Origin of the sequence: Bradyrhizobium sp. HKCCYLRH3073, assembly GCF_051167995.1 — a bacterium.
Lineage (GTDB): Bacteria > Pseudomonadota > Alphaproteobacteria > Rhizobiales > Xanthobacteraceae > Bradyrhizobium.
In genome coordinates this window covers 56,709-82,085 of the sequence record NZ_JBNPUD010000012.1, presented here as the reverse complement: position 1 = coordinate 82,085, position 25,377 = coordinate 56,709, and the positions used below count along the sequence as shown (strand labels likewise).

Here is a 25,377-nt window from a genome sequence, read left to right as displayed (position 1 = left end):
CGAGAAGCGGCCAAGATCTACGCGATACGGCGAAGCTCATCGTCCCAGGGCGCAAGCGGTGCGCTGAATGTCTCGATCACCTGGCCCTTGGAAGCCGCATCCAGTCCCAGCCTGCGCAGATTTCGGCCGGTCTCCAGATAGTCCGTTTCGTTGACGATGGAGGCCAGATCGATGATCGACTTGATCGCGGTGGAATAGAGGCCGACCTTGACGCCGAGCTCGAACCAGGGAACCAGAACGTATGGAACGTCCTGCACAATAAACCTGTCGCGCATGTGCTGAGGTGCCATCTTGGTCGTGTTGTGCTCGACCGTCTCTCTGGCGAACTCGCCGAAACTGGTGAAGGCCCTGTCGTAGTAGCTGTTCATGATCGCCACGACAGGCTGCGGCTTGAAGCCAAATTCCCTGGCGATCGCCATTCTCTCCTTGTCGACTTCGTCGATGACGCGGGCGACCGACGTCGACATGCCTTCACGATAGAAATAGAAGTCGCCCCTTCGCGTCTCGATCCATCCGGCGTTCATCAGCGCCGGCGTCGGATGAATCACGCCGGTAATGCAAGACATGCCGATCTCGAGAACATTGCTGCGCCACTCCAGCGGCATCGGGAAGATCGCGCCAATCTCATCGCGCAACGCTTCACTGACATCGACCGGCATCGCTGCGATCGGCATGATGCTCTTGATGCCCATCACCGTCACCTTGCCATCCTGCATTCTCGAGGCGTAGGGCGCCGTGGCGGTTTCGAGGATGTACCGCGCATTGATCTGTCTGCGCGCCATGAGAGCGAAGAAGTTGCCCGTGATCGAAATGACGACATGCTTGCTGAGGTCGAACTTTGCGAGTTCGCTCAGGACGGCCTCATGGCCATATGACGGGACCGTGATGATGATGAACTTGGAGAACCGGACGACGTCGGCCATGTCCGAGCTGACATCCGGATGGAAGCGCCCCTCGATCTTGAGGCCTGCTTCCAGATAGCCGTTGCGGTCGATTGTCTCCGCGTGCCGGCGATGTTCGGGGTGCGCGTACAACAGTACGTTCGCTCCTCGACTGGCAAGATCGGCCGCGAAGGCACATCCGCAATTCCCGGCACCAATGATCGAAACCGACGTCTGCATGTCGCTGCTCCATGACGCAACCTAACGTAGATAAGTATTCTTGGAGCAGCGCGATCCGGTCAACATAATAATCCTGTAAACATACGGAAGCATCTCGCTCACGTACGCGCCTCGGACACTAATAATGGGCTGGCGAGGACACACAAAGATGCGCGCATTGACTTGCCTGTGCAGGCAATAGATCGCCTTTATCCTTGCACGACTGGCTCACGCGCGCGGAGGCGTCATCCTCCGCTCGGCCAAGGACAACCGCCAGGATCCTGCTTCGTCCAAAGCGAGCTCTGGGACGCACCAATTCATGCAGAGAGGTGCGAAGTCACAACCTGCAGGGAATTCGTCTGGGCGTGGCGTCGAGCTCCAAGCTCACCGCGTATGCGACAGCTGTTGCAGGTTCTCGTTCGCCTCGACCATCCCTGGAGCAAGACTGAGATGATCCGGCCCACCGAAGCTCCACCAGGTCGCAGCCATGGCACCGTACTGGGCGAGCAATGCTGCTCGACAGTGACCGGGGCTCGATTGAAGAATAAGATCGCCCCGATAACCCGCGAGTCTCAGCTGATTGAGCGCGCCGGCGAGGTTGGTTCGCTGACGAGACGGCGAAGCGCGGTTGACGTGCAGATTCCAGTCCTTCAGGTGGACGTTCACGATCCGGTTGCCGCAAGCGGCAAGGGCCTCATGCGCATCAGCGCTCGTCGAAGGTCGACATCCAACCGTGTATGTAATGCCGAACCGGTCTGCCGGGCATGGTTCGATCAGCGATGCCAAGAGCGGCGGATCGAGATCAGACTCAAGGGAGAGGACGACGCCGCAAGCCTCGAGGAGCGGCGCAAGCCGATCCAGTCCGGATCGAAGTGCCGCTGCCTCGCGGGAGGAAAGCTGCCCGCCGTTCGCGAGTGGCATCACCAGGAGCTTGATGCCGATCTCAGCACACGCCTCGATCACGGCACCGAGCAGATCGAGCCTCGCCCAATGCTCACGGCCGGTGACCTTGTAGAAGGGGGATTGCATCATGAAGTCGGCGGACAGCGATGGAATGCAGATGTCGCACTCGCGACTAAGCTGCCGCATCTGATCTCGTCCAGTGGAAGACATCACAGGATTCATCAGGATCGGCTCTTCACCAATCCTCCACTCGATCAATTCGAAGCCGACTTTTTGGGCAACCGAGAATTCCTCGCGCCAGCAGTCCGTGAGAAAGCCTCGTCCTCTCTTGTCAGCCGGCTCGATCAGATCACCCTGCATGAATCCGATGCGGCTGACCATCTGCGCCTCTCCGAAAATCATATCATGGATCCTTCGACTGGACGCGCCAAAGCTTGATGACTTGCGACCGGCTGCGGCACGGAGAGCCTGCACCGCAAACATAGGGCGACCGACCACACACTGCCACTACCAACCCTGGTAGAGGTCCGCGGTCCGGAGCGGAGACTTCTTGTTCCGCAGCGACGACCGCATATGCCGAATTGCATCACCATTGACGGATCCGTACCCGTCCCAAGGTTGCCGACGGCAGCCGTACACGTCCGGCCCCCTATCCGGCTTGGTAGCTTCCGCGCGCGCCGGAAGCTGCTCTACTGCATCTGACGATGCAGACACATGATGGAGATGGGAATGGTGCACAGGGCAATCCTAGCTGGCAGTGACGAGCGGGCAGAAGAGTTCTGCGGTGTCGCAAACTCAGCTAAAAATCAGGACAAGAGCCTTGCATTCGCGACCGGCTGGACACCGGATTCGGGGGCCAACCAACCCGCGGCGGGATGCGGCCAGATGTCTGCTCCTGCAGCCCGCGACGGAGGACGCTCCGTCTCCGTGCCTTCGAGACCACGCGTCCTGCTGGTCGGCGACAAGGGATTTACGAGCCTGCTCAAATACATTCTCGAGAGCAACGGCTTCGACTGCATGCTGACAGACACCCTGACAGATGCGATCGCCTCCGCCACCGCCGCGCGCCCCGGCTTGATTGCCCTGGACGATGTATCGTGCGGGGATTGCGTGGCCTTCGCGCTCGAACAGTTGCACCGGGACCCCGCAACGCAGAATGTCCCGACGCTGATCATGGCAAGCGTATCGCCTCACCTCGAGGAGGCGTGCGTCCATACGGATCGGACAAGCTATATATTGAAGCCGTTTCTTCCGGACATCTTCATCGACCGGCTGCATGGTCTTCTGCGCGAATCGACTTGTCCCAGTCCCAAAGTGCTTCGATTTGCCGACATTGTCATGGAGGCCGACGCGCATCGCGTCTCCCGAGGCGCGCGCTGCATTCGCCTCTGCCCCGTCGAGTATCGGATCTTGCAACAGCTCCTCGAATGCCCCCGAAAGGTCTTTTCTCGGGAGCAGATCCTATCCGGCATCCGAGCACATACTCAGGAGAACGCCGTTCGCTCGATCGATGTTCATATCAGCCGCATTCGCAAGGCTCTTTGCGAACGTGGCGAGCCGAACTATATCCGTACGGTGCGAGGATTGGGCTATTCGCTCGACTTCGCCCCGGACGGACCTGCCACCTACCTTCCCCGACCTGAGCCGGTCAGCAACGCGCGAATGCTGCACCGATCGGATCGGATAAACCCCGCTCGCCGCTGATCAGGGAGCGACTCTGGCGCTCGCCTCCAGCGAAGCTTCCGCTCGGTCGACTTCAATCCAAGGAATTGGGCGACCGGATTACGATCACGGCATACTCGCCAATGAACTTCTTTGGCGGGGCTTTGATCATCGCGCTCCGATGCGCAAGCTTCCCCACGCGATCTCGCTTGTTTCCGGGAAGTAGCATGCCCGGAATCGGCCGTCCCCCGACGTCTCCAACTGCGGCTGTTCGACGGAACACAGGCCTTCCGCTCGCGCGCAACGCGGATGAAAGCCACAGCCCGGAGGCGGATTGGCTGCAGAAGGAACCTCTCCCACGATCTGGATCAGAGGCCGGCGGGCCCGCGGATCCGGCACTGGATAGCTGTCGCGCAGAAGCCTGGTGTAAGGATGCAACGGACGGTCAAGAACATCTGCCGTCGGCCCCTCTTCGATGATGCGCCCCAGATACATGACGGAGACTCGGTCGCAGAAATGGCGGACCACCCCGAGATCATGTGAAACGAACAAGAACGACAGGCCGCGGCGTTCGCGCAGCCCCTCCAGCAGTCGAAGAATTTGCGCCTGGACCGACACATCGAGAGCAGAAACGGCCTCGTCTGCGACGACCAGTTCGGGATCCAAGACCAGCGCCCGTGCAATGCCGATCCTTTGCCGCTGCCCGCCGGAGAACTCGTGCGGATAACGTTCCAGTGCTTCTCGCGGCAACCCGACCTCGAGCATGGCGGCTTCCGCCTTCTCGCGGATGTCCTTGGACGAGAGTCGCAGATGAACACGAAGGGGTTCTTCCAGAGTCTGGCGGATTGTCCGGCGCGGATTGAGCGAAGAATACGGATCCTGAAATACGATCTGCATCCGGCGCCGCAACGCGCGCAAGGTGGCCCCCTTGGCGGCGCGGACATCGATGCCGTCGAATAGGATTGATCCGCTATCGGGCTCAATGAGCCGCAGGATGGCACGCGCGACGGTTGACTTGCCACAACCGGACTCGCCCACGAGGCCAAGGGAAGCCCCCTTTGGAATGCGGAAGGACACATCATCGACCGCCCGGACGCGTCTAGCGCCTGAACCTCCGTGTCTCACGAAGGTCTTCGAAAGATGACGTACAACAAAGTCGCCGCTTCCCAGGGATGTCGTCATCAATGCACTCCTCCGACCGGTCTGACGGGACAGCGCACCAAATGTCCGGGATCACCTGATGATATGAGCTCTGGGTGCAGTTCGGTACAGCTGCGGTCCTTGAACGGGCAGCGGGGCGCATAGGCGCAGCCTGCTGGAACAGCAGACAGGGCCGGAACGCTGCCGGGGATCGGCTCCAGACTCTCGCTGGCCCGGTCAGCTCGCGGCATGGCGCGCAGCAACGCCGCCGTATAAGGATGCATTGGCTTTGCGAACAGCGCGTCGACAGTCGCAAGCTCGACAATCTCGCCTGCATACATCACGGCAACGCGGTCGGCGATCTGCGCAACCACGCCAAGATTGTGCGTGATGAACAGCATCGACATTCCGTAGGCCTGTTTGAGCTCTTCGAGTTGAGTCAGCACCTGCGCCTGGATCGTCACATCGAGTGCCGTCGTCGGCTCGTCGGCCAGAAGAACCCTCGGATGGCAGGCAAGTGCCATGGCAATCATGACGCGTTGGCGCATCCCTCCCGAAAATTGATGCGGATACTCATCCAGACGGCTCTTCGGCGACGGAATCTTGACCTCCGCCAAGAGCCGAAGCGCCTCGGCCTTGGCCTCCATGCGCGACCCTCCGCGATGAATGAGAATCGCCTCCGCGATCTGGTCTCCCACGGTCATGGTCGGATTGAGACTCGTCATCGGCTCCTGGAAGATCATCGCAATCGAATTGCCCCGGATCGCGCTCATGTCCCGCTCGGACAAGGTCACCAGATCTTGCCCCTCGAACAACACCTCTCCGCCTTGGATGCGAGCACCGGCATGCGGAAGCAGCCGTAGGATGGACAGGGCCGTAACGCTCTTGCCACTGCCCGACTCGCCGACGACCGCGAGCGTCTCGTTTGGCATCAGCGATACCGAGACGTTTCGTACTGCGGGGTACCAATGGCCGCCGATTCGGAATTCGGTCCGCAGATTGCGCAGGTCGAGAGCTGGCCTAGGAAACGATGTCATGCCTGCTATTCCCCCCGCAACTTTGGATCGATGGCGTCTCGCAGAGCGTCTCCCAGGAGATTGAGGGCAAGCACGGTCACCAAGATGGCAAGGCTCGGGAAGACCGCGAGCCACCAGGCGTCGAGGATGTTGTCGAACCCTTCTCGGATCATGCTGCCCCAGGTCGGGGTCGGAGGCGGAACTCCTAACCCGATGAAGCTCAGGGATGCTTCCGTGCGAATCGCGGAAGCCATCCATAGTGAACTCATCACCACGACATCCGAGATGAGATTGGGGAGAATATGAACCCCCATGATCCGGACGGGTCCGAACCCAAGCGCTCGACCGGCGATCACGAAGTCCTGCTGCTTCAAGGCGATCGTAGGCGCCCGGGCAACTCGCGCAAACGGCGCGATCTCCGTGATTGCGATTGCAATGATCAGGTTCTGAAGGCTGGCGCCGAGCATCGCCGCAATCATGAGGCCGAGCAGGAGAGCTGGAAACGAAAGCATGACATCGAGCACTCCCATCACGAGCTGATCCAGCGCTCCTCCGACATAACCCGCAACGATTCCTATCGTGCAGCCGATTGTCATCGCAATCAGGATGGCGACGAAGCCGACCATCAGGGAGATGCGGGCTCCATAGATCAGACGGGACAGGACATCTCGGCCGTAATTGTCCGTTCCGAACAGGAACTCCGCTGACGGCGGCTCGAGCCTGGCCACGATATTCTGCTCCAGCGGGTCATGAGGCGCGATCAGCGGCGCGAGCACCGCCACCACGATGATGATTGCAAGAAGCAGCGCCCCCAGCCAGAAGAGAGGATTTCTGGAGAAGGCCAGCCACAATCGACTAGGCTGCGACACTGCAACCGATGCAACCCCGATCGTCATTTGTATTTCACCCGCGGATCGATAAGCCCATAGGTAATGTCCGTCAGCGTATTCACGACGATGACGCAGATGGCAAAGATGATCATCAGCCCCTCGAGCAGCGTATAGTCGCGAGCGTTGAGTGCCCCGAAGATCAGCTTGCCGAGGCCGGGTCGGTTGAAGATGATCTCCGTGAGCACCGAATTTCCGATCAACGTACCGAAGTAGAGGCCAACAACGGTCACCACTGGAATGAGGCCATTGCGCAGAGCGTGTCGCATGACGAGGCGCGTGGGAGTCACTCCCTTCGCGCGCGCCGTGCGGATGTAATCCTCGCCAAGAACTCCCAGCATGGATGACCGCGTGACACGCACCACATAGGCCATCAGGATCAAGCCGAGATTCAGCGCAGGCAAGGCAAGGCTTCGTAACCGTTCGATCGGATCAGTGCTATCGGACGCGAGAACGGGGAACCATCCCAGCTGGATCGCGAATACGATGAGCAACAGAATGCCTGACACAAACGCTGGGAACGATAGCCCGACCAACGAGACCAGCCGCGAGACGTAGTCGATCCAGCTGTTGCGGCCGAGCGCGGCGAGAATTCCGAGCGGCAGACCCAGGACGATTCCGATCACGATGGCCGCCAAGGTGAGTTGGATCGTGGAGGGCAACACCAGCAGGACCTCCTGCACGACAGTCCGGCCGCTGCTGAGCGATTGCCCGAGATTTCCAGTGAGCACCTCACCGAGAAAGTGAAGATATTGAACCTGGATCGGCTGATCGAGCCCGAGCCGGGCTCGCATCGCGCGAAGCGAGGCTTCGGTTGCCTGGTCGCCAAGGATGACGGATGCCGCATCACCCGGAACGAGACGCACCAGCACGAAGATTGCTGTCAGCATCACCAGCAAGGTGGGGATGGCCAGCAACAGCCGCTTGAAGGCAAAGCTGATCATTGGACCACCCAGCACATTCGCGAACAGAAACCAGAATGTTCGGACTGAACTCTTCTCTCCAGACAAGGAAAGTGCCTCACAACACCTCCTCCTTTTGATCGAGTGTGGCCAGCTCTCCAAGCGTCACGGGCTTGAGCGGGGGCCTGACGCGATAGAAGCCGACCTCCTTTGCGGGACAATCCTGGATTTCCGCGAGGATGCGGGTGACGCTATAACCGCATTGCCGCCCCTGGCAGGGGCCCATCCCTGCACGCGTGAAGGCCTTGATCTGGTTCGGGCCGGAGCCGCCGATCTGCGCCATCGCCCGGATCTCTCCTGCCGTGACCTCCTCGCAGCGGCATATGACAGTCTCATCGGACGGACTAAAAATCCTGCCGTGGGGTCTGAACATGGTGTCAAGAAAGGGCCGCAAGGCAAGTTCGCGAGCCAAACTCCTTTGAACGCGCAACGCTTCCTTGAGCACGACCTGCTCGCCCGCATAGCCGAGCTTGACCGCCAGCCTGTGTGCTGCGAGCGCCCCACGATATTGCGCGGCCTTCGCGCCAGCAATACCCGCGCCATCCCCGGCAATGAAGATACCGGCCTTGGTCGTTTCACCCCATTGATCGAGAACCGGAACGTAGCAATCCTGCTCGTCACGCCATTCAACCGCGCAGCCCAGCCCCAGCGGTGCATGAACGTTCGGCACGACACCTTCATGCACAAACAGATTATCCGCGGAAACGGTCTTCTCTTGTGCATCGGCCGCTCGATAGCTGATGGATTCGATCCGGTCCGATCCGTGCGCCACGAGGTCGACGACATGACGGACGACGGGCACACGCCGGCGTCGAAGGACGGCCTTCCACGCGAGTCCTTTGAGGAGCGCCCCACTGGCACGCAGGGCCTTCGGCAGATGCTGGAGCGCCGCCCAATGACTCCCGGCCGGTGTCGTGTCCAGATAGCCGGCGATCTGACCTCCGGCGTTGAGCAACTGAACGAGGTAGAGAAGCGGCAACGGGCCACAACCAGCGACCCAGACTGGCTTGGAGGGGATCTGCCCGGCGGTCTTCAACAGGACCTGAGCGGCACCTACCGTGAGGACTCCCGGCAGTGTCCAGCCTGGGAAGGGAGCAGGCCGCTCCTGGGCGCCGGTTGCGAGGATGATGGCGCGCGCCTCGATCGTCCGGGCTTTGCCATCATGGGTCACGAAGGCACGAAAACCAGGTTCGACCTGCCAAAGCTGTGTACGAGGCTCGTACCGCGCGCCGCTTGCGCGGAATGCATCGGTCGCAGCCTTTCCGTCCTGATAAGCCCTTCCAAGGATGGCTCCCCTCGGGGTCGCCGCTTGGGTTTCGACCGAGCGCCAGATCTGCCCGCCAGGCGAACTTTGATCGTCCACAACCAGGACGTCAATTCCATGGCCGCGCGCTGTGATGGCCGCTGTCATGCCAGCAGGGCCAGCCCCTACGATGAGAAGGTCGGTCGTGCTCATGACGGCAAGCACCGCTTACGCTGCTGGCGCTCAACCTTCATGCCCTCCTGAACCGGGGTCATGCAGGTCTGAACCGAGGCGATTCCATCCACCTGAGCGAGACAGTCGAAGCAGACGCCGATCATACAATAGGGAGCTCGCCCGCTCCCTTTGACCGGCGTGGGGCGCGACCAGACGACAGCCTGCCGGAGCAGCACAGCTGCCAAGCTTTCGCCGGGCTCCGCCGTGACAGGTTTGCCTTCGACATAGACAGTCACGGTCTCAGCGGGCTCATGCAGCTTTCGGAACATCAAAGCGACTCTGATGAAAGATATCGAGCGAATCCGGCAACTGGCCGGCCGAGATGGCATCGGCCAAGACGGTGGAATGCAGAGCTGCAAGCGTGACGCCTGAATGGCACAACGCCACGAAGGCTCCCCGGTGCTTCTGGGACTGGGCGTAGACGGGACACCCATCAGGGGTCATGATGCGCAACCCAGCCCACTGCCGAACCAATTTAGCCTCAGCAAGCCCGGGCACGATGCGAAGCGTCCGCCGACTGAGATCTGCCGCCGCGATCGCGGTCGCGGAACTATCGAAACCGGTCTCCTCATGGGTAGCACCGATCATCACAGTGCCTTCCCGGGTTTGACGCAAGCCACTCGTCGGCAGAGGCAGAAATGGTTCGAGGCGCTCGGTCACCAGGATCTGCCCGCGTTGAGGCCGCAGCGGGATTTCAAGACCCACTTGCCGCGCCAGCGCCTGAGACCCGAGACCCGCAGCGATCAGCACGCGCGGCGCACTGACGGTCTCGTTTCCGAACGTCACCGTAAAGCCCGCCTCGCTGGGCACGATCTGCCGCACCGCAGCGTTTCGGCGCAGATCCCCACCCAGACGCAGGATTCCGGCATGAAGAGCGGCAAGGAGCTGGAGCGGATTGGCATGCCCGTCCCGCTGGCCGAAGCTGGCGCCGGCCACGTCGGGCCCCAATCGAACCTTCGGAAGCAGTTTGCCCAATTCAGCGCGATCGAGCATCCGCCAATCCGCCTCCGCTCCGCCGAGCTGGTTCTGCAGCCGCTGAAGGTCCAAGCGGCGCTTCTCGAACGCGTCATCTCCGAGGCAGAACGCCAAACCGCCATTCTGCTCATACTGAAGATCCAACGCGGCCAGATCAGTGAGTTCCGACGCAAAGTCGGACCACATGCCGACGCTACGGCGTGACAGCTGCTGATAGGCGGGCATGTTCTGGCCTTTGCCCTGTAGCCAAACAAGGCCGAAATTGGCCCGCGCCGCACGATGGTCGCGATCGTCACCGTCGAGCACGAGTACTCGGCGTTGTCTTCGCGCAAGCCCATAAGCGATCGCAGCACCAACCGTGCCCGCACCGATAACTATTATCTCAGGATGCATCAGATTTCCTCTTGCCCAATATGACGACAAAAAGAGATATTTGGTCAAAGTCGAAAATCTCTGGCTGTATTCTTCAGGGTTATGGGATGGCTCGTCAGATCAATCTCAGACAGGTTGAGGCGTTCAAAGCGGTGATCGAGAGCGGCTCGATCAGCCGAGCCGCTTTGATCCTCAACATCTCCCAGCCCGCGATGAGCAAACTGATCGCTCATCTCGAAGAGGATACCCGGCTCAGCCTGTTCGATCGCGTCAAGGGGCGCCTTGCTCCGACAGAACGCGGCATGCGGCTTTACAAGGAGATTGATCGGATTTTTTCAGGTGTCCGCCAGGTGGAGAATGCCGTCGAGGCCATCCGCCGCGAGGAGCAGGGGCAGCTTCTTGTCGGAGTCATGCCGGCTTTGTCGCGTTCGTTCATCCAGCAGGCGACGATGGGCTTCCTTCAGCAGCATCCCAACGTGTTCTGCTCGGTCAAGTCACGCAGCTCGGAATGGATCGTGGACTGGCTGGTCACACGCAAGCTCGATGTCGGCCTTGTCAGCTCGCGGATCGACAATCCCTATGTGATCGCCGAACCGCTGACCCAGCACCCGCTCGTCTGCATCATGCCGACCGATCATCCCCTCGCCATGAAGAACGTTGTGGAGCCGGATGATCTCGACAACATTCCCTTCGTGTCTTTCGATCCTGAGAGCCAGGCCGGTCAGTGCATTGCGACGATGTTCGACGCCTACAACGTCAGACCCAACACCGTGCTCGTTGCCAATGTCTCGCCGACCCTGTGCGAATTCGTGGCAGCCGGCCTCGGCGTCGCGCTGGTGCACCCTTTGATGTTCAGCGGGCTTCAGGATCGTCTGGCCATCAGACGCTTCGAGCCCGCTTTGTCTTACGACTTCCAGCTCTGTCGAATGCGCGACAGCCGCAATGCAAGTCTGGTCGACGCCTTCCTGCAGCAGGCGCGCACGACGGCCGCACGGCTTTCCCAGGAGTCGCTCAGCGCGGCATAAGCGTCGTCGCCTCGGTGATCGGCGGAGCGAGATTCATGGCTCCTTTGAGCTCATAGCCGTAGTTGACACGCTTGCTGTGCCCCCAGACCTGCTGAAGCTCGAACAGCGGAACAGAACAGACGGCGTCGTGGATCTTGCGCTGAGCCTCCTTCCACAGCTCCTGCTGCCGCTCCACACTGCCTTCCACCCGCGCCGCCTGTATGTCGGCGTCCGCAACGTCGCAATGGGAGAAATTTGCAACCGCCGTCGGCTTTCCAATGCTCGAGCTCGAGTGATAGAACTCGGTCAGATAAGTGTCGGCGACCGGAAATCTGGCGGCGCCATAAAACACCAGAGCACTGGCATTGCCGCGAATTTGGCTCTGATAGGTGGCGTGATCGACAACGCTCATATCCAGCTTGATACCGGCCTTTGCGAGCTGGCGCTGAATAATTTCCATTGTCGGCAGGATAGCCGAGATATTGGACACCACGACCTTGAGCGTCAGGCCATTTGGGTAGCCCGCTTCGGCCAGAAGCGCCTTGGCCTTCACCGGATCGTAAGCATAAGCCCCAGATGAACAATCCTCTCCGATGTAGCCCGGGGGCACGACCGAGCAGCCTTTCAGACTCACGCTCTTACCGACAAACTGCACGAGATCGTCGAGATTGACCGCAGCGGCGATTGCCTGTCGGACCTTCAAGTCATCGAGCGGCGGAATACTGTTGTTGATGTGAAGCGTTCGAAACTCTCCTGGACGGAAGACATCAACGACCATGTTGCCGCGCTGGCGGGTCATATCGACCCAGCGTTGCTCGCGCCGGCCTTGGATGACGTCGAGCTCTCCGGACGCAAAGGCGAGCTCGCGGGCGCTGTCGGAGGGGATCGTACGGTACATGATATTGCTGATCTGCGGCCGGCCGCGGAAATAGCCCTCGTTTGCGACCAGCTTCACATGCCGCTGCGTTTCATGCTCTGAAAACGCAAACGGACCCGTACCAACGGGGTTGGAGGCAAACTTGTCTCCGAGCTCCTCCACTGCTCTTTTGCAGACAATGTTTCCACCGTGATAGTTGGACAAGCGGCCGAGGAAATTCGGATCTGGATACTTCAGGGCAATGCGAACGGTGGACCCGTCTACCTTGGCGATGCTATCCACCGCGGAGAAGTCTGCAGCGAAACTCGATCGGCTGGGGTCTGCGGCACGTGTCAGCGAGTAGACGACATCATCTGCGGTGAGGCTGCCCCAGTCGCCGTGAAACTTGACGCCCTTCCGGAGGAAGAAGGTCCAGACTCGTCCGTCTGGAGACGTTTCCCAGCGCTCGGCGAGATCGGGTTCGAGATCCTTGGGGTCCGCGCTCCCTGGCTTGAATCGAACCAGGCCGTTGAACATCAGGCCGATCAGCGGCTTGTCGGTGCTGGTCGTCGCACGATGGGGGTCAAGCGTGGTAATGTCTGATCCACCGGCCCCGATTTGCAGGGTGGTCCCCGGGGCTTCCGCTGCAGACACATCACCGGTCGCATGCACCGTGACGGCGATGCAGAAAGCCAAAATAGAGACGTATTTCATAGAGACGTACTTCATAGAGACGTACTTCATCCGGTGCCTCGCCCGTTGCCCACGCGTCAGGCTGGAAGAGTCCCGCGTCTCTGTCAAAGTCCGAAATCAAGGAGACCTATTCTTGGGCGTTATGGGCTAACGGCGAAGCTCAACCGCGGCAGGAAATTTCGAGTACCAGGATCCAGGCGGCGGCAGTGACTGCAGACCCGGCGAATCGTCTACCCGGAGCGCGCCGCCTCCATCCGGAACGGCCCCGCACGAGAGCATGAGCATAGCTCCGTCACAGGCGGCACGCGGAACCGAGTGCCGCCACACCGCCGCGCGCATCGGCGGAGAACGCGCCGTGGTTGGCTTACGGAAGCGATCGATCTCAAAGCTAGCGATTGCGCGCGACCATCGCGCCGTTTCGCCAATTGCGCGCCGCGCAGGACCGGCGCTTCTTCGTGAGTGTCAAAGCGGCAACGGTTGGGCGGCGTCGGCTTCAGTCGGTGGCGTATCGGTCCACGCCGACACGGATGAGCCGGATAATCCAGGGATCTCAATGAGACCAAGCCTTATTGCCCTCACGACGGCGACCGTCCGGCTGTTCGTGCCAAGCTTTCTCATCGCCTTCTTGAGGTGAAAATTGATCGTGTTTTCGCTGATCTTGAGGATGATTCCGATATCCCAGGAGGATTTGCCCTCTGCGGTCCACTTCAGGCATTCGCGTTCGCGCTGCGAGAGCCCAATCGCCTTCTTACCCATCGCTGGCTGGGCAAGCTCGCCAAAAGCAACATGGAACTGACACGCCAAGGCGTGAAGATGCTTCATGTGCCGGATCGGCTCGGCATCGTCGAAGCTGGATGCAAAGGATAGAACGGAGATGCGCCCCGACGGCCCAAACAGCGGCACGCTCACCCCGTGCTTGAGACCGGCTTCGCGGCTCTCACGAAGGACCAACCGCTCACCGTCCTGCAGCTGCTTCTGCTCGAGCAGCTGATCCCACATGAATGGACTGCTATGAAACGGGGTTCGCCTGACGACCGGATCGATCTCGTGATACTTGCGCTCGAAATAGTGCTCTCGCCAATCGAGCGGAAAGTTGAGAGCGACGGCCGGCATAGGATGCTCTGGCAGCCGTACCGTCTCTTCATAGTTCAGGGCGCCATAAGCCACTTGGCCAAACCCCTCATCGGCTGCAGAACCGACGAGAAGATCGAAGAGGTCGGACAGCGACTGCGTGCGGTTTGCACAATCGATGAAGCTGAAGAGGTCCATTGCTACCTCACGGCAGACAAAGCTGCGCAAACTTCGGCCCAGATGTAATCGTGAAAACGAATCCGTCTGAATGTCCCGATTGCCGACGGTCCGTCCTTGCCCCCTCGGCCCCCTCGTCTGCCTCTATCAAGGCGAGAAGCAGGCGCTCGATTGTCCAAACCCCGACCCAACCTGAGGTAGACCGTACCATGATACGCTTCGCCGTGCAATTGACGATCATATTCGATTGATCTTTTCAGAAGTCGCGATGTCATCAACATCGCCCTCCTCCGGAAGCGGCGGCCCTGACGGTCTTGCCGACTCAGGCAACCAGATCGCGCAGCAAAGTGCCTGTTTGATAAGCGCTCCTCGGCACGTGTGTCAGCATGCATGAGGTTGCCGGCTTAAGTTTCGATCGGATCATGCGCACTAGGGACATTCTTCCCGGCACGCAGCACGCGCAAGTCAGGCCTCGCGGCCATCCCACACTGAACCCGTTCAAACGGGCCTGGACGAGCCTTGCAAAAGCCAAGAACTACACCCCAATACAACCCAGAATTGCGTCCGATTGTAGGTGATATTGGGGCGATGTCTGACAGTTGTCTTCCTCTGAGCAGCCGGTAGGACCGCAGCCGCTCCATAGACGCATGAACTACTCGACTGGGTAGCTGCCTCGCTGGCGCTGTGCCGATTAGTCTGCATCTTCCCGTCACGTGGCACATTGGAAGATGCTCATGCGTACCCTTTTGATCAGGTGGGAAACCGTCCATCGATATGGCGAAGCCTGGATTTCGCATCATCGGTTGCGGTACCGGATGTTCGTCGAGCGCCAGGGCTGGTCCGTGCCTCATTATCAGGGCATGGAATATGATGAGTTCGACACACCGGCAGCCACCTACATCCTGGTCGTGGACGAGCAAGATCAGGCGCTTGGAACTGCACGGCTGATTCCGACCACACGCCCCTACATGGTCAAGTCCTTGTGGCCCAACCTGGTTGAAGGCTTGCTGCCGCATTCGGACGAAATCTGGGAAGCATCGCGATTCGGCTGCGATCGTGCGCTGAGCGCCGGCGGACGGCGCCGAGTGATCGGGCAGCTCATACAGGCCTGTCAGGAATTCGGCCTCGCCAACGGCATCTCGTCCTATCTTGGCGTCATGCCCAGCTGGATCTTCAAGAATGTCATCGCTGCCCATGGCTGCCCGGTGAGGCCACTGGGAGCGAAGCTGCCGTTTCCGGGGCATGACATTGGGGCAGCCTATATCGGGGTATCATCAGCCGTGCTGGAATTGGTTCGCCAGCATACCGGCCTTCCGAAGGCGCTGCATGAGAGCCCTTCTCCTGGACCTGCCGCATCAGCACTGTCCCCGCGCTTGGCAGAGGATGCTCCATCGGAGACCAAAGGACTGGCCTGCAGCCCGGAGTTGGAAGGGCTCGTGGAGGCTGGATGAGCGCGATCCCGAACCTTCGACCATCTTGCCGCCGTAGGGCCCGCCAGCGAGGGCCGATCAGCGCTTGCATCAGGCTTTGGGCCTAAGCGCGATTGACGGTCTCTGAAGAAGATGCGGCATCACCGCAATCGGTGGCGATCAACGCGTCGGCTCCTTCGCTCAAGAAAGCCCGCCACGCTGGATTTGGCGCTCCAAAGCTTCCTGCTTCAGGAACGCCGAATGCATCAACTTTGAGCGCCGGGCGGTCGTGGGTTGTATGCATTGCGGAGCAAGCCGACGCGATGCGCGGCTCCGGGTCTATCTGGCTTTGATGGCGGGTGCTCGCTTCGACTTGGCAAACGCCCGATCAGTCGCCATGAAACGTGCCACCATGGCCGAGGCCAGGCGACCAAGATCATTGGCCGGCTGGTCCGAATGGCGGCCGACAGCTTCGGCGTAGGCCTGCAGATCGCGAAACACGTTCGCTGACAGTTCGACCGTGATCTTGACCGGCTTCTCATCGGGAAGTTCCGAGATCTTCAGCTTCGCCATGACTGCTACCCCTGATACGGCTCGAGCACGAGATCACGATTGACGATCACGCGGACCGGAAAGCCCGGCCTCACTGTCAGAGTCGGCTGGACGTTCATCTGCTGAGCAACCAGCTGCTGACCTGTGCGGCTCATGGAGCTGCCGAAGCCCTGGCGGAGCGCCTGGATGATCGCGGCATTGTTCGTATTTTGATTGGCGCCCGCATTGACCTCGCTGCCCATCGAGAGCAGCGTCGAGAGCAGCGCTGCGCCAACCAGCTGCCTGAAGTGGTTATCGACCTCGTCCGAGAGACCCGAATAACCGGCAGCGTCGGCGCCCTGCTGCCGTTCCAGGACGATCGACCGGCCATTGGGCATGATCAGCCTGGTCCAGACCAGGAGCACGCGCGATTGCCCGGCCGTCACCTGGCTATCGTATATCCCGATCAGCCGTGCTCCCTGCGGGACAAGCAGGAAGCGGCCTGACGGGGAATCGAAGACGTTCTCCGTGACCTGAGCGGTGATCTGTCCCGGCAGATCGGAGCGAATGCCCGTGATCAGAGCCCCCGCAATGACGGTCCCGGCCAGAACCACATAGGGGGAGGCCGGCCGGCTGACACGGTCGGGACTCGTGGTCCGGCGATCGACCGCGGCATTGACGAAGGCGAGCTTGCGGTCCTGGCCATTCTGGGTGAACGCGTCGTCGGGACTGGACATCGCGCCCCCGCGTTGGCTGGTCTGAGGCCCGCTCGCCGCGGCCTCGGTGCCACGAACATTGACTGTCGCGAACAGGCGGCTCAAGCGAGCGGCGTCCCGCTCCTGCTCATGGCGGAGCTGCTCCTGATCGGGGGTGACCGCAAGTGCCTGGCCCTGCGCAGCGACAATCGCCTTGCCGAGATCCCCGGGCAGCGGCGGTCCGATCACTGGGACGTTTGTCGGGAGATTCTTGGGAAGACTGGCGTAGTCACGCGGCAGGGCCGAAACCCCGTCCGCGACGTCGTGATGATCGGTGCTGTAGAGCTCGGATGGGCCCGATTTGCTCGGCCTGTTGGTCTGCAATGTCCAGACGACGGCGCCTCCCATCAACAGGAGCGCCACTGCGCTGCCGCCGGCCAGGACATTGCGCGACAGCCGCGTGACGGGGGGAAGATCTCCGTTCAGGTGCATTCTTTTCGTGCGCCGCTCAGCCTTCTCGGCTGCAGACGGAGCCTGAGACGCAGAAGCCTCATCCTCCTCGTTTTTCACCCTGAGGCTCCATCGGTTCTGACGATCCTGACCTTGCGCTGCTCCTCGCCGCCGAGGCGCAACTCGGCTGCGGCAAACAGCCGATCGACGATCATGATGTTGCGGAAGGCACGGTAGTTGACGATCTCGGGCGCACCATCGCTCCCGATGACGAACAAGGGCGGCAATTCACCCTGCACGATGCCAGGGGCAAACTCGATATAGACCTTGCGACCGTCGTCATAGGCGTTGACCGGCCTCCATGGCGGATCATCCCCCTCGATGCGATAGCGGAAGCGTCGCAGCGCCGGATTGGGCAGCTCCGGCCTCAAGACGAGCTGGCGCGCTCTCGTCTCGGCATTCTGGGGATAGTACCAGGCCACGGCGGGCATATACGGCTTGTCACGAGCGCGCAGCTCGAGCAGATAGGTCCGCCGGTCGGTGTTGACGATGAGATTGGTTTCGATCGCGGCACGCGTCGGCTTGACCAGGATGTGAACGCGGCGGCGTTCGCCCGCACCGCTCTCGGTATCGCCGACGACCCAGCGCACGGTGTCGCCGGCGGACACGGGTCCCGACCCTGTGAGCTGTTCACCTTCCTCGAGCATGATGTCGGTGATCTGCCCGGGCGCCGCATAGACCTGATAGAGCGCGCCGGGACTGTAGGCATAGATCTGCGTCGCGTTGAAGTAGCCCTTCTTGCGCGGTTCGACCCGCGCCGCGCTATTGGCCATCTCGACGCGGTCGAGCGGCTCCGCTTCTTCCTGGGCTCCCGCCTTGCCACCAAGGGACACTTTCCAGGGCGGCGGAAGATGAAGCGGCTGAACCTTTCCATCCAGCGCGGCTGGCGGCGCCGGCAAGGGTGGTGCTTCGCTGTCATAGGTGATCTTCGGCAGATTGGTCGTTGTGCAGCTGCAGAGCAGAACCAGAACGGCGGCCCCCGCCATCATTGGCCCTCCAGCCCTCCGGACCATTGGCTTGCTCATTGCGACAGCTCCTTCGACCAGTTGATGGCTTGGACGTAGACGCCGAGCGGGTTCTTGCGCAGGCGGTCGGCATCGTCCGGCATGGCGAGCACGAGGGTGAGGATCGCGCTCCAGCGTTCGGTCGCAACCGAGGCGCCGTTCTCGTAGCGACGCTCGACCCAGGCGATCCGGAAGCTGTCCGGCGAGGCGCGGATCACACTGGAGACCTCGACCGAGACCTGGATCTTCCCGAGCTTGCTAAAAGGATCGTTGGAGCGGGCATAGTCATTCAGGGCAGCCGCGCCGCGATCGGTCGTGAAGTCGTAGGCGCGCAGCCAATTCTGGCGCAGTACGATGCCATCGGCTGGCAGACCTCTCACGTCCTCGATGAACCGGGCAAGATGGAAGGCGACCTGCGGATCGGTTGGCATGTAGTCAGCCACCGCAGGCGCCACCCGCTGGACCTCGCCGAGATGGCCAACCTCGACCACCCAGGGCGTCACCGTACCGCGGGCCGACTGCCAGATCAGGGCGGACGCGAGGCCTGCGGCGAGTGTGAGGCAGCCGAACGCCATCAGCCGCCAGTTCTTGGCCTGCACGCGCGCAGAGCCGATGCGCTCATCCCAGACCTGTGCTGCCTTCTGATAGGGCGTCACCGGCTCGGGCGTACGGCCGTAATGAACAGATGATCGCTTGAACATGTCAGGATTTCCCCTCGGAGAGATCGACCGCGCTTCCCTGCCCGCCGTGCTCGGCATGGCGAACGGCCTGTGCCGTTGTAGATGCGCCCTGATGGACGGCGCGCGCAGCCTTCATGCGCCGCGCCCACATTGGAGAGCCAGGGCCGTCGGCCTGACCCGGCTGATCCGAGCCGCCGGCCTCGGCATTCGCCTTTGGACGCAGGGGACTCGCGTTCGCTCCTGCGGCCTCGACGGCAGCGCCACCGACGCGCCCTCCGCCGGACGCCACAGCGCCAAGCGGCGCGACTGCACGGCTCGCACCAGAGATCGCGCCGCCTGCGAGTCCCGCTGCACCAGCGGCCATGCCGGCGCCGGCAACGACGAGACCGCCCGCTGCAAGCGACGCTCCGACCGCGCTCCCTGCTCCAAGCTGCGGTCCGCCACTGACAAGACCATTGGCGATCCCGGGCCCGAACAATCCAAGGCCGAGCAGCGACAGGGACGCCAGGACCAGGGTCATGGCGCTCTCCACCGTTGGAGGATCGGCAGCCGTCACCTGGGTCAACTGCCCGAACAGCGATGAGCCGGCTCCTGAGATCAGGGCGAGCAGCAAGACCTTCACACCGGAGGAGATGACATTGCCGAGCACACGTTCGGCCGCGAAGGCGGTCTTGCCGAACAGACCGAACGGGATGAGCACAAATCCAGCAAGCGCCGTGAGCTTGAACTCGATCAGGGTGACGAAGAGCTGAATGGCCAGAATGAAGAAGGCGAGCAGCACGACCACCCACGCAAACAGCAGGATCGCAATCTGCAGGAAGTTTTCGAAGAAGCTCACATAGCCGAGGAGGCCCGAGATCGCCTGGAGCAGTGGCCGCCCGGTGTCGAGACCGACTTGCGCGATCCTGCCCGGGCGCAGGAAGTCCGCTGCCGACAGCGCCGAGCCAGCCGCCTTCAGGCCAAGTGCTGCGAAGCTCTCGAAGACGACGCGGGCGAGGCTGTTCCAATTGCCGATCAGGTAGGCGAACACGCCGACAAACAAGGTCTTCTTCACCAGCCGGGCGATGACATCGTCCTCGCCGCCGAAAGCCCAGAACAGCGCAGCCAGCGTGACATCGATGGCGACGAGCGTGGTTGCGAGATATCCGACCTCACCGCCCACCAGACCAAAGCCGCTGTCGATGGTCCGGGTAAAGGTCTCCAGGAACTGATCGATGATCCCCGTTCCTGTCATCGGGCCATCTCAGCGATGAGCTGCCGCGCGGCAGCAGCGAATCCGCAGGTTTTGTCCAGAACTCTCTTCATCATCAGTGAAACATTCGTACGTTGGAGGGCTGGTCGCCCTGACCCTGCGTCAGGAAGCGGCGAAGCTGTTCGCGTGCCTGATCCTTTGCCGCCGCGCCCTCCGCCATGGTGAGGCTCTGGGCCCGTCCCTGGGCGGCCACGACCGCCGTCAGATCCGCAAGCTGTTGCGCCTGCATCGCCAGGATCTGGTTGCCGGCTTGCCTGACAGCCAAGGCGCCGGCGGCTCCTTGGCTCGCGGCAACCAGCGCGGCGGACTGGCTCTTGATGGTGTCGAGATTGCCGACCACGCCTGCCTGAAGCTTGAGCGCATCCTGCAGAGCGGCTACGGACGTCTGCCAGCGTGAGCGCGCATTGTCTGCGAGGTCAGCGGCGCTGGCGCCGGCGGCTGCCGGCGCGTAGATCGTCTTGAACGCCTGCTCGATCTGCTGCACGTCGTAGGCCAGGCGCTGAGCCTGCTTGAGCAGTTCCCGGGTCCGCTCGATGGATTGCTGCAGCTGCGTCAATGACGAATACGGCTGGCTGACGAGGTTGCGCGACTGATTGATCAGCATCTGAGCTTGGTTCTGCAGGGCCAGGATCTGATTGTTGATCTGCTGCAGCTCGCGCGCTGCGGTCACCACGTTCTGAGCATAATTGTTGGGGTCGAAGACGACGAGCTGGGCCCGCACCGGACCCGCCGAGGTCAGAACCAGCAGCGCCAACGCCGCGGCCCATCGCTTGCCAGAGATCATTGCCGCGTTTCCAGATTGTCCAGGCCGGGGATGAGGTCGGCTGCCCAGCCAAGCTTGAGGTGCCGCAACCACGCTGCCGCAAAGCCGTCCCTGCCGGCGGACTTCAGAACGTCCGAGATCGCGGCCTGATCGGCTTTGGACGACGCCGCGGCAAAGGCGAGCGCGACCTCGCCGAGACCGAGCTCGAACATGCGGTTGCCGCGGCGCGACTGGCAGTAATAGTCGCGCTTGGGGGCCGCACGGCTGACGAGCTCGATCTGACGATCATTGAGACCGAAGCGACGATAGATGCCCATGATCTGTGGCTCGAGCGCCCGCTCGTTCGGCAGCAGGATGCGGCTCGGGCAGCTCTCGATGATGGCGGGTGCGATCGGCGAGCCGTCGATGTCGGATAGCGACTGGGTCGCGAAAACGACGGAGGCGTTCTTCTTGCGCAGGGTCTTCAGCCACTCCCTGAGCTGGCCCGCGAAGTCGGCGTCGTCCAGCGCCAGCCATCCTTCATCGACGATCAGAAGTGTCGGGCGGCCGTCGAGCTGCCGGGCGATCTTGTGGAACAGATAAGCGAGGACAGCCGGAGCTGCAGCGGTCCCGATCAACCCTTCGGTCTCAAACACCTGCACCGCCCGATCGCCGACGAGCTCATGATCGGCATCCAGCAGTCGTCCGTGAGCGCCATCGAGGCAATACGGCTTGAGGGCCCGTTTCAAGCTGTTCGACTGCAGCAACACCGACAGGCCGGTCAGAGTCCGCTCAGAAGCTGGCGCGGAAGCCAGCGAGGTCAGCGCCGACCAGAGATGCTCCTTGGCGTCCGGCGTCACCACGATCTTCTCGCGAGCCAGCAGGCCAGCGATCCAATCCGCCGCCCAAGCGCGCTCCATCACATCACCGATGCCTGCCAGCGGCTGCAGCGCGATCGAGGTCTCGCTATCGGCCGACAGCGCTCCACCGAGATCATGCCAGTCACCTTCCATGGCAAGCGCGGCGGCCCGCAGGGAGCCGCCGAAATCGAACGCAAGGATCTGCGCATTCGGATAGCGGCGGAACTGCAGCGCCATCAGCGCCAGCAGCACCGATTTGCCGGCTCCGGTCGGTCCGACCACCAGCGTGTGGCCGACATCGCCGACATGGAGCGAGAACCGGAATGGCGTCGCGCCCTCGGTGCGGCCGAACAGCAGCGCAGGCGCCCTCAGATGATGGTCACGCACCTCGCCTGCCCAGACCGCCGAGAGCGGGACGAGATGCGCAAGGTTCAGCGTCGACAGCGGCGGCTGGCGCACATTGGCATAGACGTGCCCCGGAAGGCTGCCGAGCCAGGCCTCAACCGCATTCACAGTCTCCGTCATGCAGGTGAAATCGCGCCCCTGGATCACCTTCTCCACCAGGCGCAGCTTCTCGTCAGCTCTCGCCGGATCAGGATCCCACACCGTCACAGTCGCGGTGACATAGGCCTGGCTGATCTCATCGGAGCCGAGATCCTGCAGCGCCGCATCGGCGTCAGCGGTCTTGTTGTGGGCGTCGCTGTCAACAAGGCTTGCCGCCTCGTTGGTCACGACCTCCTTGAGGATCGCCGCCAGAGATTTGCGCTTGGCAAACCACTGCCGGCGGATCCGTGTCACGAGCTTCACGGCATCCTGCTTGTCGAGCATGATGGCGCGGGTCGACCAGCGGTAGGCGAACGCAAGCCCGTTCAATTCGTCCAGCACTCCTGGCGTCGTCGCAGAGGGAAAGCCGATGATGGTGAGCACGCGGAGATTGACCGCCCCCAACATCGGCGCGAGGCCGCAGGTCAGCGGTTGGTCGGCGAGCAGCCCATCCAGATGCATGGGGATTTCAGGGACGCGGACCCGCTGGCGCTTGGTCGAGACGGTCGAGTGCAGATAGCTCAGCACGGCGTCGTCGCCGAGCCAGCCGCATTCCGGCATGAAGCCGCCGACGAGCTGCAGAATGCGGTCGGTGCGATCGACAAAGCTGCGCAGGATGTCGCGGCCGCGCGAGCCCTCCGGCTGCGGCGCGCCTTCATAGAGCACTCGTTCGGAGCGGGCGACGTCTTCTCGCGGCGGCAGGTACAGAAACGTCAAATAATAGCTCGACTCGTAGTGCGCCGCCTGCTCCTCGAACTGTGCCTTTCTCTCGGCATCGACCAGGGCGGACGCGGCATCCGGAAACACGCAAGTTGGGTAGGCTCCGGCCGAATGCCGCTGCGCCTCGACGAAGATCGCCCAGCCCGACCCCAGGCGCCGCAAAGCGTTGTTGAGACGGAAGGCGACTGCCGTGAGCTCGGATGCGACCGAGCTCTCCAGGTCAGGCCCGCGAAAACGCGCCGTCCGTTGCAGCGAGCCGTCCTTGTTGAGAACGACGCCCTCGTCCACCAGCGCCGCCCAGGGCAGGAAGTCTGCAAGCCGGATATTGGTGCGGCGGTATTCGGCCAAATTGAACATGAGAGCCTCACTGGCTGAGATGATTGGGAATCCGCAGGTGGCGGCGCACGACCTCGACAAAGGACGGATCGCGCCGTGTCGCCCAGACCGCGACCATGTGGCAGACGAACCAGAGCAGCAGGCCGAAGAGCCAGAGCCGCAAACCGAGGCCGAGCGCCGCCGACACGGTGCCGTTCACAATCGCGACCGATCGCGGCGCGCCCCCGAGCAGAATGGGCTCGGTCAGCGAGCGATGCACAGGCGCGCTGAAGCCCTTGATCTCGCCATCCATCAGAACACCACGCCGCCGCCGAAGGAGAAGAACGACAGGAAGAAGCTCGAGGCGGCAAAGGCGATGGAGAGACCGAAGACGATCTGGATGAGCCGCCGGAAGCCACCGGAGGTTTCGCCAAACCCCAGTGACAGACCCGTCGTGATGATGATGATCACGGCGATGATCTTGGCGACCGGTCCCTCGACCGAAAGCAGGATCTTGTTGAGCGGCTGCTCCCAAGGCATGTTCGAGCCCGCCGCATGCGCCGGCGCCACCGCCACGAGCACTGCGGCTGCAGCAATCGCAATCGTGGCGACGGACCAGCAGGACAGTCGCGCCTTCATCGCTGATTTCCCAAAGGAACGAGGATGTAGTCTCCGCAAGGTGAGAGCCCCTCGACACGCACGAGCTCGCCGAGCCGCCGCTGCGAGCCGCGCCCGGCGAGAACGGCGATCACGTTGATCGTCTCGGCAATCAGAGCACGTGGGACGCTCACGACGGCCTCCTGAATCAGCTGCTCCAGCCGCCGGAGGGTGCCGAGCGCGGACCCGGCATGAATGGTGCCGATGCCGCCGGGATGGCCGGTGCCCCAGGCCTTGACGAGATCGAGCGCCTCGGGCCCGCGGACCTCGCCGATCGGAATGCGATCTGGGCGCAGCCGAAGCGCGGCGCGCACCAGATCCGAAAGCGACGCGACACCCTGCTTGGTTCGAAGCGTCACGAGGTTGGGCGCCGAGCATTGCAGCTCGAGCGTATCCTCGATCAGTACGATGCGATCGCCGGTCATCGCCACTTCAGCCAGCAAGGCATTGACCAGCGTGGTCTTGCCGGTCGAGGTGCCGCCGGCCACCAGAATGTTGCAGCGGTTGGCAACAGCCCGCCGCAACACGCCGGCCTGTTCTGCGGTCGCAATCCCGCAAGCCACGTAGTCGTCGAGCGTGAAGACGGCGATGGCCGGCTTGCGGATGGCGAATGTCGGGCCTGCAACGAGCGGCGGCAGCAGGCCTTCGAAACGTTCGCCCGTCGTCGGCAGCTCCGCCGACACGCGCGGAGAGCCCGCGTGGACCTCGAGCCCGACGTGGTGCGCGACCAGCCGGACGACGCGCTCGCCATCACCGGCAGCGAGGCTCTCACCGGTATCGGCCAAGCCAGACGCGAGCCGATCGACCCAGAGCCGGCCATCCGGATTGAGCATGATCTCCACGACGGATCGATCGTCGAGATGACGCGCGATGGCAGGCCCCAATGCCGTCCGCAGCATGCGGGCGCCACGCGTGATGCGCTGTGTCTGGACGAAGCCGGTCACTCTCATCTCCGATCATTGAAGCGCGGTCAGCAACGCTTGTGATGATCAAAGATGCAGACCTCCTGCAGCAGCAAGACCAACGGAGCTTCGGGTGTAGCCTGGCGCAGGAAAGCGTAGAGACAGGAGGGCTCTTTCGGGCGGGACAAGCAGATCACCAAGGCGGGGCAGCAGCTTTCAGAGCGCGGGTCGTGGGCCCGCAGCACCGCCCCCTCGCTGCCGA

24 protein-coding genes are annotated in these 25,377 nt (G+C 62.1%); 3 read left to right on the top strand and 21 right to left on the bottom strand.

Features of this window, described 5'->3' with window-relative positions; genetic code table 11:
- Positions 1–17: 17 nt before the first annotated feature.
- Positions 18–1,121, bottom strand: coding sequence for an NAD/NADP octopine/nopaline dehydrogenase family protein (locus tag ACQR1X_RS25160; protein WP_434899805.1), 1,104 nt, complete (start codon positions 1,119–1,121; stop codon positions 18–20).
- Positions 1,122–1,484: 363 nt separating this feature from the next.
- Positions 1,485–2,384, bottom strand: a complete 900-nt coding sequence (locus tag ACQR1X_RS25155; protein WP_434899804.1) for a sugar phosphate isomerase/epimerase family protein — start codon at positions 2,382–2,384, stop codon at positions 1,485–1,487.
- 333 nt (positions 2,385–2,717) lie between these two features.
- Between ACQR1X_RS25155 and ACQR1X_RS25150 the strand changes: the two genes are divergently transcribed.
- Positions 2,718–3,707, top strand: coding sequence for a response regulator transcription factor (locus ACQR1X_RS25150; RefSeq protein ID WP_434899803.1), 990 nt, complete (start codon positions 2,718–2,720; stop codon positions 3,705–3,707).
- A gap of 126 nt (positions 3,708–3,833) precedes the next feature.
- On the opposite strand, the gene ACQR1X_RS25145 is transcribed toward ACQR1X_RS25150, so the two are convergent.
- The 7 genes from ACQR1X_RS25145 to ACQR1X_RS25115 form a co-directional block, all read right to left on the bottom strand.
- The gene (locus ACQR1X_RS25145) at positions 3,834–4,847 is read right to left on the bottom strand and encodes an ABC transporter ATP-binding protein (protein WP_434899802.1); all 1,014 of its coding nucleotides are present in this window, start codon (positions 4,845–4,847) and stop codon (positions 3,834–3,836) included.
- Positions 4,847–5,842, bottom strand: coding sequence for an ABC transporter ATP-binding protein (locus ACQR1X_RS25140; RefSeq protein ID WP_434899801.1), 996 nt, complete (start codon positions 5,840–5,842; stop codon positions 4,847–4,849). The genes ACQR1X_RS25145 and ACQR1X_RS25140 overlap by 1 nt, the downstream gene beginning before the upstream one ends.
- Positions 5,843–5,847: 5 nt before the next feature.
- A complete protein-coding gene (locus tag ACQR1X_RS25135; protein WP_434899800.1) occupies positions 5,848–6,717 on the bottom strand; it encodes an ABC transporter permease in 870 nt (289 codons plus the stop codon).
- Entirely contained in the window at positions 6,714–7,652 is a 939-nt protein-coding gene (locus tag ACQR1X_RS25130; RefSeq protein WP_315754288.1) for an ABC transporter permease, read from the bottom strand. Before ACQR1X_RS25130 ends, ACQR1X_RS25135 begins: the two co-directional genes overlap by 4 nt.
- Positions 7,653–7,728: 76 nt before the next feature.
- Entirely contained in the window at positions 7,729–9,126 is a 1,398-nt protein-coding gene (locus ACQR1X_RS25125) for an FAD-dependent oxidoreductase (protein WP_434899799.1), read from the bottom strand.
- Entirely contained in the window at positions 9,123–9,416 is a 294-nt protein-coding gene (locus ACQR1X_RS25120; RefSeq protein WP_315716423.1) for a (2Fe-2S)-binding protein, read from the bottom strand. Before ACQR1X_RS25120 ends, ACQR1X_RS25125 begins: the two co-directional genes overlap by 4 nt.
- Positions 9,397–10,563: an NAD(P)/FAD-dependent oxidoreductase gene (locus ACQR1X_RS25115; RefSeq protein ID WP_434899798.1), complete on the bottom strand. Its 1,167-nt coding sequence runs from the start codon at positions 10,561–10,563 to the stop codon at positions 9,397–9,399. The genes ACQR1X_RS25120 and ACQR1X_RS25115 overlap by 20 nt, the downstream gene beginning before the upstream one ends.
- Positions 10,564–10,601: 38 nt before the next feature.
- On the opposite strand from ACQR1X_RS25115, the gene ACQR1X_RS25110 reads away from it, so the two are divergent.
- Entirely contained in the window at positions 10,602–11,519 is a 918-nt protein-coding gene (locus ACQR1X_RS25110; RefSeq protein WP_315801440.1) for a LysR substrate-binding domain-containing protein, read from the top strand.
- On the opposite strand, the gene ACQR1X_RS25105 is transcribed toward ACQR1X_RS25110, so the two are convergent.
- Positions 11,506–13,098 (bottom strand): ABC transporter substrate-binding protein, encoded by a 1,593-nt coding sequence (locus ACQR1X_RS25105; protein ID WP_434899797.1) that lies wholly within the window; start codon positions 13,096–13,098, stop codon positions 11,506–11,508. The two genes, ACQR1X_RS25110 and ACQR1X_RS25105, sit on opposite strands and share 14 nt — an antisense overlap.
- Before the next feature lie 411 nt (positions 13,099–13,509).
- Positions 13,510–14,316 (bottom strand): helix-turn-helix transcriptional regulator, encoded by an 807-nt coding sequence (locus tag ACQR1X_RS25100; protein WP_315801442.1) that lies wholly within the window; start codon positions 14,314–14,316, stop codon positions 13,510–13,512.
- 713 nt (positions 14,317–15,029) lie between these two features.
- Here ACQR1X_RS25100 and ACQR1X_RS25095 point away from each other — a divergent pair.
- Positions 15,030–15,746, top strand: a complete 717-nt coding sequence (locus tag ACQR1X_RS25095; protein ID WP_434899796.1) for an acyl-homoserine-lactone synthase — start codon at positions 15,030–15,032, stop codon at positions 15,744–15,746.
- 297 nt (positions 15,747–16,043) lie between these two features.
- On the opposite strand, the gene ACQR1X_RS25090 is transcribed toward ACQR1X_RS25095, so the two are convergent.
- From ACQR1X_RS25090 to trbB, 10 genes are all read right to left on the bottom strand, one after another.
- The gene (locus tag ACQR1X_RS25090) at positions 16,044–16,277 is read right to left on the bottom strand and encodes a DUF2274 domain-containing protein (protein ID WP_315716438.1); all 234 of its coding nucleotides are present in this window, start codon (positions 16,275–16,277) and stop codon (positions 16,044–16,046) included.
- Positions 16,278–16,282: 5 nt separating this feature from the next.
- The gene (locus tag ACQR1X_RS25085; protein ID WP_434899795.1) at positions 16,283–17,500 is read right to left on the bottom strand and encodes a TrbI/VirB10 family protein; all 1,218 of its coding nucleotides are present in this window, start codon (positions 17,498–17,500) and stop codon (positions 16,283–16,285) included.
- Positions 17,497–18,429 (bottom strand): P-type conjugative transfer protein TrbG, encoded by a 933-nt coding sequence (gene trbG / locus ACQR1X_RS25080; RefSeq protein ID WP_315801445.1) that lies wholly within the window; start codon positions 18,427–18,429, stop codon positions 17,497–17,499. The genes ACQR1X_RS25085 and trbG overlap by 4 nt, the downstream gene beginning before the upstream one ends.
- A gap of 32 nt (positions 18,430–18,461) precedes the next feature.
- The gene (gene trbF, locus ACQR1X_RS25075; RefSeq protein ID WP_315801446.1) at positions 18,462–19,145 is read right to left on the bottom strand and encodes a conjugal transfer protein TrbF; all 684 of its coding nucleotides are present in this window, start codon (positions 19,143–19,145) and stop codon (positions 18,462–18,464) included.
- Position 19,146: 1 nt separating this feature from the next.
- On the bottom strand, positions 19,147–20,358 hold the full coding sequence (gene trbL, locus ACQR1X_RS25070) for a P-type conjugative transfer protein TrbL (RefSeq protein WP_434899794.1): 1,212 nt from the start codon (positions 20,356–20,358) through the stop codon (positions 19,147–19,149).
- 73 nt (positions 20,359–20,431) lie between these two features.
- The gene (trbJ, locus tag ACQR1X_RS25065) at positions 20,432–21,160 is read right to left on the bottom strand and encodes a P-type conjugative transfer protein TrbJ (protein WP_434899793.1); all 729 of its coding nucleotides are present in this window, start codon (positions 21,158–21,160) and stop codon (positions 20,432–20,434) included.
- Positions 21,157–23,598 carry a conjugal transfer protein TrbE gene (gene trbE, locus ACQR1X_RS25060; RefSeq protein WP_434899792.1) on the bottom strand — a complete coding sequence of 814 codons (2,442 nt, stop codon included), beginning with the start codon at positions 23,596–23,598 and terminating at the stop codon, positions 21,157–21,159. Before trbE ends, trbJ begins: the two co-directional genes overlap by 4 nt.
- Positions 23,599–23,605: 7 nt before the next feature.
- Positions 23,606–23,869, bottom strand: coding sequence for a VirB3 family type IV secretion system protein (locus tag ACQR1X_RS25055; RefSeq protein ID WP_315828470.1), 264 nt, complete (start codon positions 23,867–23,869; stop codon positions 23,606–23,608).
- Complete coding sequence (locus ACQR1X_RS25050; protein ID WP_315801451.1) at positions 23,869–24,195, bottom strand: TrbC/VirB2 family protein; 327 nt, start codon at positions 24,193–24,195, stop codon at positions 23,869–23,871. Before ACQR1X_RS25050 ends, ACQR1X_RS25055 begins: the two co-directional genes overlap by 1 nt.
- The gene (gene trbB / locus ACQR1X_RS25045; protein ID WP_434899791.1) at positions 24,192–25,163 is read right to left on the bottom strand and encodes a P-type conjugative transfer ATPase TrbB; all 972 of its coding nucleotides are present in this window, start codon (positions 25,161–25,163) and stop codon (positions 24,192–24,194) included. The genes ACQR1X_RS25050 and trbB overlap by 4 nt, the downstream gene beginning before the upstream one ends.
- Between the last annotated feature and the right edge of the window lie 214 nt (positions 25,164–25,377).